Below are 17774 nucleotides of genomic sequence, written 5' to 3'. Positions count from 1 at the left end.
CCCAGCCCAGGAGATACCGTGACCGACGCGCCCCCCACCGCCCCCGCCCTCGACGACCTGCTCGCCGGCGCGCCGTCGAACTGGGGCAAGTGGGGTCCGGACGACGAGGTCGGCTCCCTGAACTACCTGGGCCCCGAGCAGGTGCTCGCCGCCGTCCGGCTGGTCAGCTCGGGCAAGGTGTTCACCCTGCAACGGCTCATCGGCGACCCGAAGGGCGACCCGGTGTGGCCCGGCCGAGCCCCCGCCGAGCGGACTCAGATCCTCGACGAGTCGACCTGGGACTCCCCCGACGCGCCGCAGTACCCCGGCGGCCTGCACTACGCCGACGACAAGATCAACGCCTTCCTGCAGGGCTCGACGCAGTACGACGGGCTGGGCCACGTCTGGTACGGCGGGCAGCTCTGGAACGGCTACGACGCGCGCACCACCGTCGGCGGCATGGACAAGGCCAGCGTCGAGCCGATCGCCCGGCGCGGCGTCGTCGGCCGGGCCGTCCTGCTGGACGTGGCGCGCTTCCGCGGCAAGGACACCCTCGACAAGGGCGAGACCTTCACGCACGAGGACCTGCTGGCCTGCGCGGAGGCGCAGGGCGTGCAGATCCAGCAGCGGGACATCCTGGTCGTCCGGACCAACTTCCTGCAGCTGTTCTTCGAGCAGGGCGAGGCCTTCTACGAGGGCTTCAACGAGCCCGGCCTGGTCTACAGCCCCGAGTTGGTGCAGTGGTTCCAGGACATGGAGATCCCCAACCTGGTCACCGACACCATCGCCAACGAGGTGACCGCCGACCCGAACAACGGCGTCGCCCTCGTCCTGCACAACGCGCTCATGCGCAACCTCGGGGTCACCTTCACCGAGATCACCGACCTCGAGGAGCTGGCCGCCGACTGCGCCGAGGACGGGCAGTACGCCTTCCTCTACGTCGCCGCCCCGCTCAAGGTCGCCCAGGGCAGCGGCTCCCCCGTCAACCCCGTCGTCATCAAGTAGGACTGCCGTGAGCGACTACGACGAACGGCCCTGGCTCGCCCTCTACGGCGACCAGCCGGCCGACTACGAGATCGAGTTCGACGACGCCCTGAGCATGTTCCGCGCGGGGCTCGCCCGGGACCCCTCGGGCGACGCGCTGCGGTACTTCGACGGCGTGATCGGCCGCCGGGAGCTCGACGAGCTCAGCGACGCCCTGGCCGCCGGCCTGCTGGCCAACGGGTTCGCCGCCGGTGACCGGCTGGCCGTCTACCTGCAGAACGTCCCGCAGTTCGTCGTCGCGATGGTCGCCACCTGGAAGGCCGGCGGCGTCATGGTGTCGATCAACCCGATGAGCCGGTCCCGCGAGCTCTCCTACCTGCTCAAGGACTCCGGGGCCACGGTGCTGCTGTCCCTGGAGTCGTTGTACGACCAGGTCGCCCGCGACGTCGTGCCCGACACCGGCGTCCGGCTGGTGCTCACCACCAGCGAGCTGGACTTCCAGACCCGGGACGACGAGCGGCTGTTCGCCGGGGTCACCCGGCAGCGGCACGAGGGAACGACGGACCTCGGCGAGTTCCTGGCCGAGCACCGCGGGCAGACCCCGCCGCCGGTGCAGCTGGGCCCCGACGACGTCGCCTTCCTGACCTACACCTCGGGGACGACGGGGGTGCCCAAGGGCGCCATGAACACCCACCGGAACGTCGTCTTCACCGCGCAGGTCTACCGCGACTGGACGCACGCCGGGCGGGACGGCGCGATCTTCGGCATCGCCCCGCTGTTCCACATCACCGGGCTGATCGGGCACATCGCGGTCAGCATGCTGGTCCCGGCGCCGCTGGTGCTGGCCTACCGGTTCGAGCCGCAGGTGGTCCTGGACGCCTTCCTCGAGCACCGGCCGGCGTTCACCATCGGCGCGATCACCGCGTTCAGCGCCCTGCTCAACGCGCCGGGGGTCACCCGGGACCACTTCGCGTCGTTCACGTCGATCTACTCCGGCGGCGCCCCGATCTCGCCGGCCGCGGAGCGGCGGTTCCTCGAGGCCACCGGGAAGCAGGTGCACAACGCCTACGGCCTGACCGAGACGACCTCGCCCATGACGGTCACGCCGTTCGGCACGCCGTCGCCGGTCGACCCGGCGTCCGGCGCGCTCTCGGTCGGCGTCCCGACGCCCAACACGGTGGTGCGCATCCAGGACGACGACGGCAAGGACCTCCCGCTCGGCGAGGTCGGCGAGATCGTCGCCGACGGGCCGCAGGTGGTCGCCGGCTACTGGGGCAAGCCCGAGGAGACCGCCGCCAACCTGCCCGGCGGCGCGCTGAAGAGCGGCGACGTCGGCTTCATGACCCCCGAGGGCTGGGTTTTCATCGTCGACCGCAAGAAGGACATGATCAACGCGTCGGGCTACAAGGTGTGGCCGCGCGAGGTCGAGGACGTGCTCGCCGAGCACCCGGCGGTCCGCGAGTCGGCGGTCGTGGGGGTCCCCGACGAGAGGCGCGGGGAGACGGTGAAGGCCTTCGTCAGCCTGGTGCCCGGCGCGAGCGCGACGCCCGACGAGCTGATCGCCCACTGCAAGGAGCGCATGGCGGCCTACAAGTACCCGCGCAGCGTCGCGCTCGTCGACGAGCTGCCCAAGACCGTCACCGGCAAGATCCTCCGCCGCGAGCTGCGGGGGACCTGACCGGCCGCCGCCGGGGCCGATCGCGCGGAGGACGCACGGCCGCGGCTCCCGGGCGCACCGCCGCGGCGGCCGTCGGGCCGGGTCCCACCGACCCGGCCCGACAGAGGGACGAGGATGGCCGGGTGCCTCGCGTCCCGGCCCCCTCCCGGCGCCTCCCGCGCGGCGTGACGTGGGGGCTCCTCCTCGCGTGGGCGCTGCACGACGCGGAGGAACTGGTCACCATGCCCGGCTGGGCCGACCGGGCCCGGCCGCGCCTGGAGCGCACGCTGCCCCGGGTCCCCGCGCGGGTCTGGGACCGCACGGCGGTCTCCCGTCCGCACGCGACCGTGGCCATCGGCCTGGTGGGCTCGTGCATCGCCGCGGCGTCGGCCCGGGGCGCGCGCACCGACGGTGCCGACCCGCTGTTCCAGGCCACCCTCGCCGGCTTCGGGTGGCACGCCGTCCCGCACGTGGCCTCCGCCGTGCTCACCCGGGGCTACACGCCCGGCGGGCTGACCGCCCCCACGGTCGTCGCACCGTTCGTGCTCTGGGCCCGGTCGAGGCTCCGTGCCGCCGGGGTCCCGGCGGCACGCACTCCCCCGGCGGTGGCACTCCTCGGGCCGCTGCTCGTCCCCGGGGCGCACCTCGCGGCGTCCGGCCTGCTCCGGCTCACCGGACGACGGGCCGGCCCCGGCCGCCGTCCCGCGCCGGTCGCGGGGAGGTCGACTCGGCACCCCTGACCGCACCAGGATGCGCCCGTGGACGACGACTGGGACGACTCGGTGTCGATGCGGCTGGCCGCCCTCGCCCTCGACCGGGGCCGACTGACCGACGACCTGGTGACGGCGTTGGCGGTGCGCGGCACCCTGCTGGTCGACCTCGCGCTGCGCGGCCGGGTGCGGGAGACCGAGGACGCCGTGGAGTTCGACGACCCGCCCACCGGTTTCGCACCCGCCGACCGGCTGCTCGCGGAGGGCGCCGAATCGCTGACCGACCTGCTCCGCCGCGGCCCGGTCGACCAGCAGGACCTGGCCGCCGAGCACGTGCGGCGCGGCTCGTGGACGGTGCGCCGCCAGCTGCTGGGCACCCGCTACGAGGACACGCGCGCCGACCGCACGGCCGCCGACGAGCAGGCCCTCGAGCAGCCGCAGCGGCAGGGGTGGACGCCCGAGGACGCCGCCCTCGCCGCGGTCGCCGGCACCCTCGGCCTGCTGGACTCGCCGCGGGCACGCGCCCACGAGGAGCTCCTCGCGCGCACCGGGCCGGTGCGCTGGCTGGTCGACCTGGTCGTCGACGAGGTCGACCGGGCGATCACCCGCGGGAGGTTCATGAGCGGCGCGTACGGCGCGGCCGGCTTCGCCGACGGCACGCCGGGCTGACCGCGCGCCGGGCCACTCCCCGGACCGGGCCGGTGCCGCGGCTCGACGGGCGCAGGTGGCCGGGCCGTCGCAGGATGGCACGTGCCCATCGACCACACCGCCACGTTCCCGGCCGGTCCGGACGACGTCCTCGCCGTCCTCACCGACGAGGCCTTCCTCCGCGACTACGCACAGGCCCTCGGCGCGCGACTCGAGTCGGCGGAGAGCACCCCGGACGGCGAGGGCCCGCGCACCGCGCTGCGGCTCGTCGTCCCGACGCTGGGCGTCCCGGGGGTGTTCACCCGCTTCGTCGGCCGCGAGGTCGCCGTGGCCGACCGGCGCAGCTGGGCGTCCGACGGCGACGGCGGGCACCGCGGCGTCCTGCAGGTCGAGTCCCGCATCCTCGGCCGGACGGCGGCGGTGCGCGGCGAGCGCCGGCTGCGGCCGACCGCCGGAGGCACCCGCTCGACGGTCACCGGGGAGGCCGAGGTGGACGCTCCGGTGGTCGGGCGGCAGGCCGAGGCCGCCGTCCGCGAGCTGGCGATGGTCGTGCTGCGCCGCGAGGACGACGTGCTCCGCCGCTGGCTGGGCTCCCCCGACTGAGAAAGGACCTCCCTGCCCCGCCCCTCGGCCCCCTCCCGGGTACCGCCGCGAGCTTGCGAGTGGTGGGGGGGAGGGGGTCCTTCTACTGCAGGTAGCCCGTCCTGCCAGCCCTCGCAGGGTCGGGGTGACGCCCGGTGGTCAGCCGAGCGGTGTCCGGCCCGTCAGGGGCCGCTGAAGTCGGCCGCCGCGCCCCGGAAGCGCCGCCGCTTCGCCCGCACCCGCTCCCCGCCGGCCCGGCGGCGCAGGTGCAGCCGTTCCCGGTGCGCCTCGGGCGAGTGGACCACGGTGACCGGGCACTCCGCGTGCAGCGCGCACTGCATGCTCGTGGACCCGAGCAGCATGCTGGAGAACCCGCCGTGCCCCCGGCTGCCGACCACGAGCAGGTCCGCACCGGCGGACTCCCGGATCAGCGCGTCCGCCGCCGAGCCGAGGACGGCCGTCACGTGGATCTCCGGGTGCGGCTCCGGGACCTCGCGGAGCACCTCGGCGATGGTCGTCTCGGCCCGCTGCCGCGCCACCGCCTCGGCCTCGTCGTAATGGAAGTTGCCGATCGCGTCGAAGTCCATCCAGGCCTCCGGCGGGCGGTGGGAGATGACCGCCTCGACGGGCACGCCCCGGCGGACGGCGTCCTCGACGGCGAAGCGCAACGCGGCCCGCGCCCCGGCCGACCCGTCGACGCCGACCACCACCCGGTTCCCGCGTGCCTGGGGTTCCTGAACCCGTTCGGCCTGCTCGGTCATGACGGCCTCCTCGGCACCGCCCGCCGTGGGGCCCGGTGCTCCCGCGGGCGACCCGATCATGAACCGGGCGGCCGCCCGCCGACAAGGACCTCCGCCGCCGGGCGCCGTGGGGCGGGTCCCGGACCGGCGCGGGAGTGCGTTCCGGCTCACACCGGCGCCCACCGGGGCGTACCGTCCGCGCATGACCGCGGAACCGGCGTCCGCCGAGCGCCTGCTGGCCGGGCGCTACGCGCTCAGGGAAGTCCTCGGCCGCGGCGGCATGGGTGTCGTCTGGCGGGCCACCGACCTGCGGCTCGAGCGGCCGGTGGCGATCAAGGAGGTCACCTTCGCTCTGCACCTGTCCGACGAGGAGCGGCGCGTGCTGCGCGAGCGCACGCTGCGGGAGGCCCGCACCGCCGCCCGGCTGGACCACCCCTCGGTCACCTCCGTCTACGACGTGGTGGAGGAGGACGGGCGGCCCTGGTTGGTGATGGAGCACGTCGAGTCCTGCAGCCTCCAGCAGGTCGTCGACGGCCAGGGTCCGCTGCCGTGGCCGGCCGTCGCCCGCATCGGGCTGGACGTGCTGGCCGGGCTGACCGCCGCGCACGAGGCCGATGTGGTGCACCGCGACGTGAAGCCGGCCAACGTGCTGGTCGCCTCGGACGGGCGGGCCTGTCTCACCGACTTCGGCATCGCGACCGCCACCGGCGACCCGACGATCACCACGACCGGCGCGATCATCGGCTCGCCGGCCTACATGGCGCCCGAGCGCGCCCACGGCGAGCGGCCGGGCCCGGCCGCGGACCTGTGGTCGCTCGGCGCGACGCTGTGGACCGCGGTGGAGGGACGGCCCGCGTTCGCACGCGGCGAGCCGATGGCCACGCTCATGGCCGTCGTCGCCGAGGACGTGCCGCAGCCGGCCAACGCCGGACCGCTCGAGCCGGTGCTGCGCGGCCTGCTCGCCAAGGACCCGGACACCCGGATGACCGCCGAGCAGGCGCGCCAGGAGCTGGAGGCCGCCCTCGGCGCGGCGCCGGACCCCGCCGCGTGGTCCCCGCCGGCCCGCAGCGAGCCACCCGCCGAGCCGCCTGAGGGCGACCGCGTGGAGCGCATCGACGCCGCCGACCTCAGGGCGCTGGCAGCCGCGTCGGCGACCGTGCTGGGCGCGGTCGCCCGCGACGCCCGCGACCAGGCGCGCCACCTGGCCGAGCGCCGGCGGGAGCGCAGGCGCCGGGCGGAGACCACCGCCGCGGCTCCGCCGGCACCCGCCCCGCCACCATCGCCGCCGCCCGCCGCGACCCGGCGGGAGGAGCAGCGGCCGCGCCGGCGCCGGTTCCGGCGGCGCTGGGTCGTCGTCCCGCTGGTCCTGGTGGCGCTCGTGCTGCTCGCCGCGGCGGTCGGGCTCGTCGTCCTCGCCGGGTCCCTGCTCGGCTGGTGACGCGGCGGCGTCCAGGTGCAGGCTCGGGCCATGACGACGCCGCCCGCCGACACCCCCAGCCCCGCGACATCGCCCTGGAGCTCGAGACCCCGGAGCAGGCCGCCGACCTGGAGGCCCAGAGCGAGCCGGAGGAGCGCCCGGACGGCGAGTGACCGGGGAGCCCGCGGGTAGCGGTCGGCCATGCGCAGCCGCGACGTCCTGACGTACGCCTACGAGCAGGTCGAGGAGACGTTCACCAGCACCGTCGAGGGGCTGGACCCCGACGACCTCGCCCGCCGGGTGCAGCCCGGCGCCAACCCGATCGGCTGGCTGGCCTGGCACCTGCTGCGGGTGCAGGACGACCACGTCGCCGAGGTCGCCGGCACCGAGCAGGTGTGGACGGCCGAGGGCTGGGCCGGCCGCTTCGGCCTGCCCGTGGCCGAGGCGGCGACCGGCTACGGGATGAGCGACGAGGAGGTCGACGCCGTCCGGGTGCCCTCGGCCGACCTGCTGCTGGGCTACGCCCGCGCGGTCCACTCGCGGACGGCGCAGTTCCTGGCCGGGCTCTCCGACGAGGACCTCGACCGGGTCGTCGACACGAACTGGGACCCGCCGGTCACCCTCGGCGTCCGGCTGGTCAGCGTGCTCTCCGACGACCTGCAGCATCTCGGGCAGGCGGCCTACGTGCGCGGCCTGCTGGGGGGCTGAGGATCAGCGACCGCCGCGCAGCGCGTCGGCGTCGATGCGCTGCCCGGCGACGTAGTAGAGCGTCGTCCCATCGGCCACCGGGGTGTCCCAGCCGGGGCTGACCACCAGCGGCCCGCCGTCGGTGCGCAGCGCCAGCACGGTGGCGCCGAAGGTGCGGCCGAACCAGGTCTGGCACTCGCCGAAGGTGCGGTGGGGGAAGCCGCCCGGGAGGCGCGTCGAGTAGGTGTTGCCGTGCCCGCCGCTGGTCATCAGGTCGCTGTAGACCTGCGCGATGCCCGGGTCGTTGGCCTCCTCGGTGAGCAGGTACGGCATGTGCCACTGCACCGCCTGGACGTCGGGGTGCACGTAGCGCAGCGTGCCCAGCCGGCCGAGGTCGCGCAGTGCGACGACCAGGTGGATGCGCGGGTTGGCGTGGGTGACGGCGAGCGCGACAGCCAGGGCCTCGTTGTCGTCGCGGACGTCGACGACCGCCGTCCGGGCGCGGCCCACGGAGGCGCGGGCCATGACGTCCTCGTCGGTCAGGTCGCCGCGGACGAACTGCACGGCCAGCCGCTCCGGGAACGGGTCCTCGGGGACGTCCTCCGAGGTGCACAGCACCACGGGCCCGCGGTCCTCGGCGCACAGCTCGGCGATGATGCGCGCCGTCCGCCCCGGCGTGTAGCCGAGCAGGACGACGTGGTCGGCGAGGTCCAGCTCGACCAGCCCCCTCAGTCTCTTGCCCCTCACCGACTGCAGCGCGGCCGACAACTGCGTGAAGAGCAGGGTGAGCGTGACGATGCCGCCGACGATGACGTACGCCCCGACGACGCGGCCGCCGGTCGACGCCGGGTAGATGTCGCCGTAACCCACGGTGGCCGCGGTGACGACGAAGTACCACCAGTAGGTGCCCGGCGAAGCGATGCCGGTCGAGGCCGGCTCGAGCAGGGCCATGGCCGCCCAACTGGTCAGGAAGACGACGAGCGCGACGGCCAGCGGCAGCCGCCAGCCCGGCAGCCGCACGCGCAGCAGGCGTCCCAGGCGGGCGAGCAGGAACGGCACCTCGGACCTCCCGACGACGACCCGCGCAACGTAGCGGACGTGATCACGCCCGCAGCAGGTCTCCTACCCCGAGGGGGGAAGACGACGAGGAACACCTGGGTCCTCATCGCATCCCCGTGTCAAGACCTGGTTGACACCTGCGGACGGGGCGCTGACCTGGGGATTCGGATGGCCGAGGACTTGCTGATCGGCTAGAATTCGAACACCTGATCGATCCGGTGGGAGGTGTCGTGGACGAGCTGACGGCCGCACTCGACGCGCTCGCCGCCGAGGACCTCGCCCCGCTGTTCGGCCCCGCCCTGCTCGATCGGCTGCGCCCGCTGCTGGTGCTGCAGCACCGGTTGGCCGCCGAGGTCGCCCGCACTGTGCGGGAGGCCGAGGTGTCCGGCGCGGGCCGAGGTCGACGGGCTGAAGACGATGGGCTCCTGGCTGCGCGGCCACGGCCACCTGTCGGCCACCGAGGCCGCGGCGATGGTGCGCACCGGGCGGGCGCTGGCGCACCTGCCGGTCATGGCCGCCGCCTTCACCGCCGGCGAGATCACCGGCGGGCAGGCCGCGGCGATCGCCCGGATCGCCGAGCCGAGGCGCTGGCGTTGGCCGCCGCGCAGGAGGTCGATGTGGCCGTGGTGGACACCGTGCTCACCGACGTGGCCAAGTCCGGTCCGCACAGCGACACCGCCCAGGCGGTGCACCACTACCTCGACCGGCTCGATGAGGACTGGCCCGAGCCGGATCCCACCGAGGGCCGCCGGCTGGTGCTGGCCAGGCACGCCGACGGCAGCATCACCGGCCGGTTCGATCTCGACGCGGTGGGTGGGGAGAAGCTGCAGACCGCGCTGGAGTCGCTGCTGCAGGCCGGCCGATGCGCCGGCGACGACCGCACCCGCGCCCAGCAGCCGGCCGACGCGCTGGTGCAGCTGGCCGACAACGCCCTCGCCGCCGGTGGGCTGCCCACGCTGCGCGGCCACAAGCCGCAGGTGATCGTCAAGATCGACCTCGACGACCTGGCCGCCCCCGGCACCGGCCGGGGAACCGCGGAGATGGGGTTCGGCGCGACCATCTCCGCCGCCCGCGCCCGGTGGCTGGCCTGCGACGGCGCGGTCACCCGCATCGTGCTGGGCCCCGACGGGATGCCGCTGGACCACGGCCGCACGCTGCGGCTGTTCCCGCCGCACGTCCGCCGCGCCGCCGAGGTACGCGACGGAGGGTGCGTGTTCGCCGGCTGCGCCGCGCCCACCTGGTGGTGCGATGTCCATCACCTGCTCGCCTGGATCGACGGCGGGGCGACCGACCTGGCCAACGCCGCACTGCTGTGCGAGCGGCACCACACTCAGGTCCACCACGGCTTCCGCGTCGAAGGACAACCGGATGGCCGATGGCGCACCTGGCGACCCGACGGCACCGAGATCCACACCGGACCCCGCCGCACCGGACCACCTCGAACCAGGCCACCACTGGTCACCGCCGCCTGACCGGACGGGCGGACGGGACGGGGACGGGAACGCACAGCGAGCCGCACGACTACGAGGTCGTGCGGCCCGACGTGCGTGGCTTCGGGGACGGGTGTCGCGACGCAGGGCGCGCCCGGGCACCGTGACGACGAATGGCCAGGCCGGCCGGCGGTAGGAGGCCGGCCGGCGCCTGCCGCGACCGAAGGGAGGGCACCGCGTACACCGCAACCGGGCGGATGAGCCGGGCCGGTCGTAGCGTCGGTCACATGAGCGAGTCGAGCCCGGACTTCTACGACCTGGAAGAACTCCTCGAGCCGGAGGAGATCGAGATCCGCGACCGCGTGCGGGCCTTCTGCGAGAAGGAGGTCACCCCGCGGATCAACGACTACTGGGAGCGCGCCGAGTTCCCCTTCGAGCTGGTGCCCAAGCTGGCCGAGCTCGGCATCGCCGGCGGAACCATCGAGGGGTACGGCTGCCCGGGCATGAGCAACGTGGCCGCCGGTCTGGTCGCCGCCGAGTTCGCCCGGGCCGACGGCAGCGTCGGCACCTTCAACGGCGTGCACAGCTTCCTGGCGATGCAGTCGATCGCGATGCTCGGTGACGAGGAGCAGCGCGAGCGCTGGCTGCCCGCGATGGCGCGGATGGAGCGGATCGGCGCCTTCGGCCTCACCGAGCCCGCCCACGGCTCGGACGCCGTCGGCCTGGAGACCTCCGCCCGCCGCGACGGCGACTCGTACGTGCTGAACGGTCAGAAGAAGTGGATCGGCAACGGCACCATCGCCGATCACGTGATCATCTGGGCCCGCGGTGAGGACGGCGCGGTCGGCGGCTACGTCGTCGACAAGGGGACGCCGGGCTACGAGGCGCGCGTGATGACCGGCAAGACGGCGCTGCGCGCGGTGTGGCAGGCCGAGATCACGCTGCACGACGTCCGGGTGCCCGCGCAGAACCGACTGGCCAACTGCCGCAGCTTCAAGGACGTCTCCCTCGTCCTCGACCGCACCCGTTACACCGTCGCCTGGCGGGCGCTCGGGCTGGCCACTGCCTCCTACGAGCTGGCGCTGGCGCACGCGCTGCGCCGGGAGCAGTTCGGCTCACCGATCGCCGGCTACCAGCTGGTGCAGGACAAGCTGGCGCGGATGCTCGCCGAGATCACCGCGATGCAGCTGATGTGCTGGCGGCTGTCCAAGCTCGCCGACGCCGGCCGGATGACCGCGGCGATGGCCTCGCTGGCCAAGATGAACCATGCCGCCAAGGCCCGGGCCATCGTCGCCGACGCCCGGGACATCCTCGGCGGCGACGGGATCCTCGTCGACCACCACGTGGCCCGCCACCACGCCGACATGGAGGCCGTCTTCACCTTCGAGGGCACCGACTCGGTGCAGGCGCTCATCGTAGGCCGGGAGATCACCGGCCTGTCGGCGATCAGCGGACGGCGTCCGGAGCGCCGCTGACCGGGACGGGCACGGGCGCCGGCCTGCTCAGCCGATCTGGCTGAGCGGCCGCGCCGCCGACGTCAGCTGGCGGCACTCCGGGCACGCGGTCCGGCCGGCGCCGACCCGCTGCCAGTCCTGCGACCCCCACACCTGCACGATCGCCCCGCAGACGGCGAGCTCGACCTCGCCGTCCAGCTCCGACGGCGGCCGGTGGGCCTCCACGGCGTGCCAGGGCCTGCTCTGTCCAGCGGGCCGCTCCCGGGACCAGCGGTCCGGGCGGGCGAACCCGACGGCGTACGACTCCACGCTCTGTTCGTGCCCAGTCTCACGCTGTGGAAAACCGATCCCGGCCGTCGTGTCGGCGGTGGTCAGGGGTGTGCGCGTGCCCGCGGCGGGGCACTCTCGGGACCTCCCCGCACCCCAGGAGGCAGCCGTGACCCAGACCGACAGCCAGCGCGACGTGGTGGACCTGCTGAGCGCCGACCACCGCGAGTTCGACCGCATCTTCACCGAGCTCGAGGGCCTGTTCGGGCAGAGCGGCCCCGACGTCCTGCGCCGCAAGCGCGAACTCGTCGACGAGGTGACGATCGGCCTCGTCAAGCACTCCGTCGCCGAGGAGACCCGCGTCTACCCGAAGGTCGAGCAGCAGGTCGACCGGGAGGAGGCCGAGAGCTCCAAGCACGAGCACGCCGAGGCCGAGGAGACGATGAAGCGGCTCGAGCGGATGGACCCCGAGGACCCGCAGTTCGACACCGAGGTGGCGACGTTGATCCGGGAGATCCGCCACCACGTCGAGCACGAGGAGAGCCGGATGTTCACCGAGCTGCGGGCCTCCTTCACCCGCGAGCAGCTCGTCGAGATGGCGCAGGACGTCGAGCGGGTCAAGGCGATGGCGCCCACCCGGGCGCACCCGATGACGCCGAACGAGGGCGCCGTCCGCGCGGTCGCCGGCCCGCTCGCCAGCATGATCGACCACCTGCGCGACGCGGTCAGCGGCCGAGGCAAGCACACCGGCTGACCCCACCGCCGGCTCCTCCCGCGCGCTACCGTCGAGGGGTCGCGATCGCAGAGGAGCACGTCGGTGGAACCTGTCAGCCTGCTGGTCGGCGCGGCGCTGCTCGCGGCCGGGTTCCTCGGCGGCCGGCTGAGCCGCCGTCGGCCCACTCCCCCGCCGGCGCCGCCCGCCCCGCTGTGCGGGTGCGGCCACACGCTCAGCCAGCACGACACTGAGACCAACACCTGCTACGCCGAGCTGCGGCGCGACACCTACGACAAGCGGGGCCGCTGGTCAGGCCACCAGTGGGTGCCGTGTACCTGCCGCCAGTACGTCGGTCCGCGCCCCATCGACGAGGTGTTCATGCCGCGGCTGCTGCCGCCGGCCACCGACTGACCCGTCGCCTCACCTTCCCCGGGACCGTCGCGGGCGCGTGCCGGCGCGCCGGCCGCCGGGAACCGGGAGCCGGTCAGGCCCCCGACTCGACGGCGGCGAGGACCTCGTCGTCGGTCGGGTTGCGCAGCACCCCGCCGTGCCGCCACACCACGACCGGCAGGTCGTCCTCGGACACGCCCAGCTCGGCGAGCAGGACGGCCCCGTCCCCCGTGCTGTCGAGGTCGACGAACACCGCGTCGAGCCGGCGGCGGCGGGCGAAGTCCTGCAGCCGCCGGCTGTCCAGGGAGTCGGCCCGGCCGACGATGCGCAGGTCGGCGGCGAGCTCGAGCAGGATCGAGCGGCGGATGAGGAAGGCACGCAGCACGAGCTCCTTGAGCTCGGCGTCGGCGTGGACGACGTCGCGCATCCGGTCGTCGGGCACCGCGATGACCTCACCGGCGCGGAGCACCAGGGCGGTGAGCGACACCGGCGCGGTGCTGAACAGGTCGAGCTCGCCGAGGAAGCGGCGCTCGCCGTGCACCGAGATCACCCGCTGTCCGGACTGGCCGAGGTCCTCGACGACCGCGACCGCTCCCGACAGCACGACCTGGAACTCGTAGCCCGGGTCGCCCGCCCGGAACAGCGTGTCGCCGGGGACGACCCACCGGCGGGTCCCGGCGCGCTCGAGCAGGGCCAGCTGGGCGTCGGTCAGCCGGGGGAAGGCGTCGTCCCGGTCGGGGGTCTCCGGCAGGTCGGCCGGCAGCTCCACAGCGACGTCGTCGGCGCCCGGCCGCGGCTCGCGGCGGCGGGGGCCCAGGGCCGGGGTCGCCAGCCCCTTCCGGTCGTCGTCACCAGCCGGCGGCAGCCCCTGCTCCTCCGCGGCGGCGAGGAGTGCCTCCGCCAGGCTGTCGGTGTCGAAGGGGCCGGTGTGGCGGCGGCCGTTGACGAAGAAGGTCGGCGTGCCGGCGACGCCGCTGGCCTCGGCGGACTCGACGTCCTGCTCGACCCGGCGGGCGAACCGGCCCGACCCGAGGTCGCGGGCGAAGCGCGGCACGTCGAGCCCGGCCGCCGCGGCGTGCTCGAGCAGGTCGACCGCGGTCAGCCGGTCCTGGCCGGCGAACAGCCGGTCGTGCAGCTCCCAGAACCGCCCCTGCGCGTCCGCGGCCTCGGCGGCCTCCGCGGCCAGTCGCGCGTGCGGGTGGACGTCGACCAGCGGCACGTGCCGGAAGACATAGCGCAGCCGGTCGCCGAAGCGCGCCCGCAGCTCCTCGACGCTCCCCGTGGCGCGGCCGCAGAACGGGCACTCGAAGTCGCCGTACTCGACGAGGGTCAGCGGGGCGTCGACCGGGCCGCGGACGTGGTCGCGGGTGGGGTCCACGGGCGGGTCGAGCAGCACCGGCCGTCCCCCGGTGCCCGGCGGACGGCGACGGTCGGCCGCCCGGAACAGTGCCCAGCCCAGCAGCGCGGCCAGCACCGAGGCGGCGAGGACGCCGACCCGCGCCTGGTCGGCCAGCGCCTCGTCGTCGAAGGCGAGGTCGACGATGAACAGCGAGATGGTGAAGCCGATGCCCGACAGCGCGGCCCCGCCGGCCAGCTGCAGCCAGGTCAGTCCGGGGGCCAGCTCGCCCAGCCGCAGCCGGACCGCCAGGCCGGTGCCGAGCAGGATGCCGACGAGCTTGCCGAGCACCAGCCCGGCGACGACGCCGAGCGTGACCGGCGAGGTGGCCGCGGTGGCCAGCGTCCCGCCGGTGAGCGGCACGCCGGCGTTGGCCAGGGCGAACACCGGGACGATCACGAAGCTGGTCCACGGCTGCCACAGCTGCTGCAGCCGCTCGCTGGCCGACACCGACCGGTCGATCGACAGCCGGGCGGCGCGGGCGAACTCCGGGTTGGGTGACTGCTGGTAGGCCCGTGCGCGCCGGGCGGCGTCCTCGACCTCCTCCCGGCGGGCCGGGTAGGCAGGGGTGAACAGCGCGATGACCACCCCGGCGAGCGTGGGGTGGACGCCGGAGAGGTACATCGCCACCCACACCGCGATGCCGAGCACGAGGTACGCCGGGCCGCGCCAGACGTGGAGGTAGCGCAGGCCGATCATGAGCGCCAGCCCGCACACCGCCAGGGCGAGCGGGCCGAGCGCGAGGTCGTCGGTGTAGAAGAGTGCGATCACGGTGAGCGCACCGACGTCGTCGGCGATGGCCAGGGTGAGCAGGAACAGTCGCAGCTGCGCCGGGCAGGCCGGACCCACGAGAGCGAGCACGCCCAGCAGGAACGCGGTGTCGGTGGAGATCACCACGCCCCACGCCGAGGCCGCCTCGCCGCCGAGGGTGAAGGTGACGTAGACCAGCGCCGGCACCGCCAGGCCGGTGATCGCGGCCAGCGCGGGCACCGCCGCCCGCCGCCGGTCGGTGAGCTCCCCCATCACGAGCTCGCGCTTGATCTCCAGCCCGACGACGAAGAAGAAGAACACCATCAGGCCGTCGTTGACCCAGTGCTGCAGGTCGAGGGCCAGCTCGGCGCCCGCGAACCGGACGGCGAACTCGGTGTGCCAGAAGCGGTCGTAGCTCTCCCCCCACGGCGAGTTGGCCCACAGCAGCGCGGCCACGGTGGCGGCGAGCAGCAGCCCGGCGCTCCCGGCCTCGGTGCGCAGCCGCTGCCGCAGCGGGGCGACCCGCGCCAGCAGGCCCGCTCCGCCGGACGTCGACTGCTGGGCGACGCTCGTGCTCACCGCATCCCCTCTCCGCTCGTGGCCGGGTGCACCGGCGGCCCCGTGATGCCGCAGTGCGGAGACTCCTCCACCCGCAGCCGCTGCCGCTGCTCCGACGGCGCCGCCGCGGGTGTCCGGCGGACCAGCACGGCGGCCACCGACGCGGCGCAGACCAGCAGCCCGGCGCACACCAGCATGGCGGTGCGGAACCCGGTGGCGAAGCCGGCCGGGTCGCCGACACCGGTGCCCCCCAGCCCGGCGACGGCGGGGACGACGGCGACGGCGAGCAGCCCGGCGGCACGCGCCACCGCGTTGTTGACCCCGGAGGCGACGCCGGCCAGCCGGTCGGGCGCAGAGTCCAGCACCGTCGCGGTCAGCGGCGCGACGAGCAGCGTCAGCCCGGCACCGAACACCGCCGTCGCGGGCAGCACGTCGGTCAGGTAGCCGGCGTCCGGGCCGATCCGCGCCACCAGCAGCACCCCCGCGGCGGCCACGAGCGGTCCGGCGGTGAGCAGCGGCCGCGGGCCGACCCGCTGGGCCAGCGCGCCGACGCGCGCGGAGAACACCAGCATCAGCGCGGTCACCGGCAGCAGCGCGGTGCCGGCCGGCAGCGGGTCGTACCCGGCGACCACCTGCAGCTGGATCACCAGCAGCACGAAGACCACGCCCAGGGGGGCGTAGACGAGGAGGGTGACCGCGTTGGCGGCGGTGAACTGGCGGGAGGCGAACAGCCCCGGGGGCACCAGCGGTGCGGGCGAGCGGCGCTGGACGGCGACGAAGGCGGCCAGCGCGACCAGCCCCGCGGCGACCCAGCCCCAGACGCCGGGGCCACTGTCGGGCGCGCCGGCCGCGGTGAGGCCGTACGTCAGGGCACCAAGGCCGGCGACGACGAGCGCCGTCCCCGGCCAGTCGAGGTGGTGCGCCGCCTCCGGGTCGCGCGACTCCGGCACGTGCCGCACCGCCACGGCGACGATCACCGCGGCCAGCGGCAGGTTGAGCAGGAAGACCAGCCGCCACTCGACGCCGACCAGCCAGCCGCCGAGGAACGGCCCGATCGCGCCGGCCACCCCGCCCAGGCCGGACCACGCGCCGACGGCCGCGGCCCGGTCGGTGCCGGCGAAGGACGCCGAGATCAGCGCCAGGCTGCCCGGGGTCAGGAGCGCGCCCCCGACGCCCTGCAGCGCCCGCGCGGCGACCAGCGTGTTCACGTCCGGCGCCAGGCCGCACAGCAGCGACGCCGCGGCGAACCAGACGGTGCCGACGACGAACACCCGCCGCCGGCCGAACCGGTCGCCCAGCGAGCCGCCCATGAGGATGAGCGAGGCGAGGGTGAGGGTGTAGGCGTTCACGGTCCACTGCAGGCCGGTGAAGTCGGCGTCGAGCTCGGCGCCGATCCGCTCCAGCGCCACGTTCACGACGGTGGCGTCCAGCATCGCCAGGCTCGACCCGAGCACGGTGGCCAGCAGCACCCAGCGGCCCTGCGGGGTGCCCATCCGCAGGCCGCCGTCCGGCACGACCGGTCCCCCCGCCACCGGCTCAGCCGTACCGCGCGACGAAGGTGGCCAGCAGCCGGCTGGGCTCGGTGACCACGGCCTGGCTGACGCGGGCGATGAGCTCCTCCATCTCCGCGGGCGGGAAGTAGCCGGCGTGCTGGTAGACGCGCACCCGGGTCACGACGCCGGCGACGTCGAGCTCAGGGTGGAACTGGGTGGCGTAGACGTTGCGGCCGACCCGGAACATCTGCACCGGGCAGTCGGCCGACGTGGCCAGCAGCACCGCCGAGCGCGGCAGCACCCGGCAGGCCTCCTTGTGCCCGACCAGCGCGTCGAACACGTCGGGCACGCCGGCGAGCAGCGGGTCGGCCCGGCCGGCGTCGGTCAGCGTCACGGGCACGCAGGAGACCGGCTCGCCGTGGGTGCGGTCGACCACCCCGCCCTGGTGGACACCGAGCGTGCCGATGCCGTAGCAGGCGCCGAGGAACGGCAGGTCCCGGGCGACGACCTCGTCGAGCAGGTGCGAGAGCTCCGCCTCGATCCGGTGCTGGACGGCGGACTTGTCCTCGGCCGGGTCGCTGGAGTTGAACGGCCCGCCGCCGAGGAGGACCCCGGCGTAGTCGTCGAGGTCCAGCTCCGGCAGCGGCGCGGCCTCCAGCCGGATCCGCCGCAGCCGGCGCTCGTCCAGCCCGGTGGCGCGGAGGAACGCGGCGTACTCGTCGTCGGCGGCCTCGTCCTCGGGCCGCGAGGCCAGCAGGAGGAAGGGCCGCACGAGCGCCGATGCTAGGCCGCGCGGAACGCCCGCTGCCGAACTCCTTCCGCCCGACCGTGCGTCCGTGGTCGACTTCGCTGCACCGT

19 protein-coding genes are annotated in these 17774 nt (G+C 74.9%); 12 read left to right on the top strand and 7 right to left on the bottom strand.

Annotated elements, in window-relative coordinates; all coding sequences use genetic code 11:
* Positions 1-18: 18 nt before the first annotated feature.
* The 5 genes from BLW63_RS18575 (at position 19) to BLW63_RS18555 (ending at position 4581) form a co-directional block, all read left to right on the top strand.
* A complete protein-coding gene (locus BLW63_RS18575; protein WP_091159521.1) occupies positions 19-984 on the top strand; it encodes a cyclase family protein in 966 nt (321 codons plus the stop codon).
* Positions 985-991: 7 nt separating this feature from the next.
* Complete coding sequence (locus BLW63_RS18570; protein ID WP_091159518.1) at positions 992-2641, top strand: AMP-binding protein; 1650 nt, start codon at positions 992-994, stop codon at positions 2639-2641.
* A gap of 122 nt (positions 2642-2763) precedes the next feature.
* Complete coding sequence (locus tag BLW63_RS18565; protein WP_091159516.1) at positions 2764-3360, top strand: HXXEE domain-containing protein; 597 nt, start codon at positions 2764-2766, stop codon at positions 3358-3360.
* A gap of 18 nt (positions 3361-3378) precedes the next feature.
* The gene (locus BLW63_RS18560; protein WP_091159513.1) at positions 3379-3999 is read left to right on the top strand and encodes a GPP34 family phosphoprotein; all 621 of its coding nucleotides are present in this window, start codon (positions 3379-3381) and stop codon (positions 3997-3999) included.
* 81 nt (positions 4000-4080) lie between these two features.
* Positions 4081-4581, top strand: coding sequence for a DUF2505 domain-containing protein (locus BLW63_RS18555; protein WP_091159510.1), 501 nt, complete (start codon positions 4081-4083; stop codon positions 4579-4581).
* Positions 4582-4742: 161 nt separating this feature from the next.
* On the opposite strand, the gene BLW63_RS18550 is transcribed toward BLW63_RS18555, so the two are convergent.
* A complete protein-coding gene (locus tag BLW63_RS18550) occupies positions 4743-5321 on the bottom strand; it encodes a universal stress protein (RefSeq protein WP_091159508.1) in 579 nt (192 codons plus the stop codon).
* Between the two features lie 181 nt (positions 5322-5502).
* Between BLW63_RS18550 and BLW63_RS18545 the strand changes: the two genes are divergently transcribed.
* Genes BLW63_RS18545 through BLW63_RS18540 form a run of 3 tightly spaced genes read left to right on the top strand, consistent with a single transcriptional unit; the run spans position 5503 to position 7425 of the window.
* A complete protein-coding gene (locus BLW63_RS18545; RefSeq protein ID WP_091159614.1) occupies positions 5503-6738 on the top strand; it encodes a serine/threonine-protein kinase in 1236 nt (411 codons plus the stop codon).
* Positions 6735-6890, top strand: a complete 156-nt coding sequence (locus tag BLW63_RS26950) for a hypothetical protein (protein WP_170856848.1) — start codon at positions 6735-6737, stop codon at positions 6888-6890. Before BLW63_RS18545 ends, BLW63_RS26950 begins: the two co-directional genes overlap by 4 nt.
* A 28-nt stretch (positions 6891-6918) precedes the next feature.
* Positions 6919-7425, top strand: a complete 507-nt coding sequence (locus BLW63_RS18540) for a mycothiol transferase (RefSeq protein ID WP_091159505.1) — start codon at positions 6919-6921, stop codon at positions 7423-7425.
* A 3-nt stretch (positions 7426-7428) separates the two neighbouring features.
* On the opposite strand, the gene BLW63_RS18535 is transcribed toward BLW63_RS18540, so the two are convergent.
* A complete protein-coding gene (locus BLW63_RS18535; protein WP_091159502.1) occupies positions 7429-8463 on the bottom strand; it encodes an ion channel in 1035 nt (344 codons plus the stop codon).
* 191 nt (positions 8464-8654) lie between these two features.
* A complete protein-coding gene (locus BLW63_RS28080) occupies positions 8655-8975 on the bottom strand; it encodes a hypothetical protein (RefSeq protein WP_244522662.1) in 321 nt (106 codons plus the stop codon).
* 105 nt (positions 8976-9080) lie between these two features.
* Here BLW63_RS28080 and BLW63_RS18530 point away from each other — a divergent pair, with 105 nt between their 5' ends.
* Together BLW63_RS18530 and BLW63_RS18525 are read left to right on the top strand one after the other, a co-directional pair.
* Positions 9081-9935: an HNH endonuclease signature motif containing protein gene (locus BLW63_RS18530; RefSeq protein WP_244522661.1), complete on the top strand. Its 855-nt coding sequence runs from the start codon at positions 9081-9083 to the stop codon at positions 9933-9935.
* A gap of 245 nt (positions 9936-10180) precedes the next feature.
* Complete coding sequence (locus BLW63_RS18525) at positions 10181-11368, top strand: acyl-CoA dehydrogenase family protein (RefSeq protein ID WP_091159499.1); 1188 nt, start codon at positions 10181-10183, stop codon at positions 11366-11368.
* Between the two features lie 27 nt (positions 11369-11395).
* On the opposite strand, the gene BLW63_RS18520 is transcribed toward BLW63_RS18525, so the two are convergent.
* Positions 11396-11656, bottom strand: coding sequence for a hypothetical protein (locus BLW63_RS18520; RefSeq protein ID WP_091159497.1), 261 nt, complete (start codon positions 11654-11656; stop codon positions 11396-11398).
* A 127-nt stretch (positions 11657-11783) separates the two neighbouring features.
* On the opposite strand from BLW63_RS18520, the gene BLW63_RS18515 reads away from it, so the two are divergent.
* Complete coding sequence (locus BLW63_RS18515) at positions 11784-12368, top strand: hemerythrin domain-containing protein (protein ID WP_170856847.1); 585 nt, start codon at positions 11784-11786, stop codon at positions 12366-12368.
* A gap of 63 nt (positions 12369-12431) precedes the next feature.
* Entirely contained in the window at positions 12432-12740 is a 309-nt protein-coding gene (locus BLW63_RS18510; protein WP_091159491.1) for a hypothetical protein, read from the top strand.
* A gap of 73 nt (positions 12741-12813) precedes the next feature.
* On the opposite strand, the gene nhaA is transcribed toward BLW63_RS18510, so the two are convergent.
* From nhaA to BLW63_RS18495, 3 genes are read right to left on the bottom strand one after another with little or no spacing between them, the layout of a single operon-like run.
* Entirely contained in the window at positions 12814-15444 is a 2631-nt protein-coding gene (nhaA, locus tag BLW63_RS18505; protein ID WP_170856846.1) for a Na+/H+ antiporter NhaA, read from the bottom strand.
* Positions 15441-16955, bottom strand: a complete 1515-nt coding sequence (locus tag BLW63_RS18500; protein WP_244522660.1) for an MFS transporter — start codon at positions 16953-16955, stop codon at positions 15441-15443. Before BLW63_RS18500 ends, nhaA begins: the two co-directional genes overlap by 4 nt.
* 4 nt (positions 16956-16959) lie before the next feature.
* Positions 16960-17688, bottom strand: a complete 729-nt coding sequence (locus tag BLW63_RS18495; protein WP_091159488.1) for a glutamine amidotransferase — start codon at positions 17686-17688, stop codon at positions 16960-16962.
* Positions 17689-17774 lie beyond the last annotated feature (86 nt).

This window comes from Geodermatophilus africanus (genome assembly GCF_900107105.1).
GTDB classification, from domain to species: Bacteria; Actinomycetota; Actinomycetes; order Mycobacteriales; family Geodermatophilaceae; genus Geodermatophilus; species Geodermatophilus africanus.
Note: the sequence above shows the minus strand (reverse complement) of the source record. Positions and strands in the feature narration are given on the sequence as shown.

Coding starts and splice junctions, on each gene's coding strand:
- BLW63_RS18540 (WP_091159505.1), top strand. CDS start 6,919: ATGCGCAGCCGCGACGTCCTGACGTACGCCTACGAGCAGGTCGAGGAG.
- BLW63_RS18525 (WP_091159499.1), top strand. CDS start 10,181: ATGAGCGAGTCGAGCCCGGACTTCTACGACCTGGAAGAACTCCTCGAG.
- BLW63_RS28080 (WP_244522662.1), bottom strand. CDS start 8,975: ATGACCGGCAGGTGCGCCAGCGCCCGCCCGGTGCGCACCATCGCCGCG.
- BLW63_RS18545 (WP_091159614.1), top strand. CDS start 5,503: ATGACCGCGGAACCGGCGTCCGCCGAGCGCCTGCTGGCCGGGCGCTAC.
- BLW63_RS18550 (WP_091159508.1), bottom strand. CDS start 5,321: ATGACCGAGCAGGCCGAACGGGTTCAGGAACCCCAGGCACGCGGGAAC.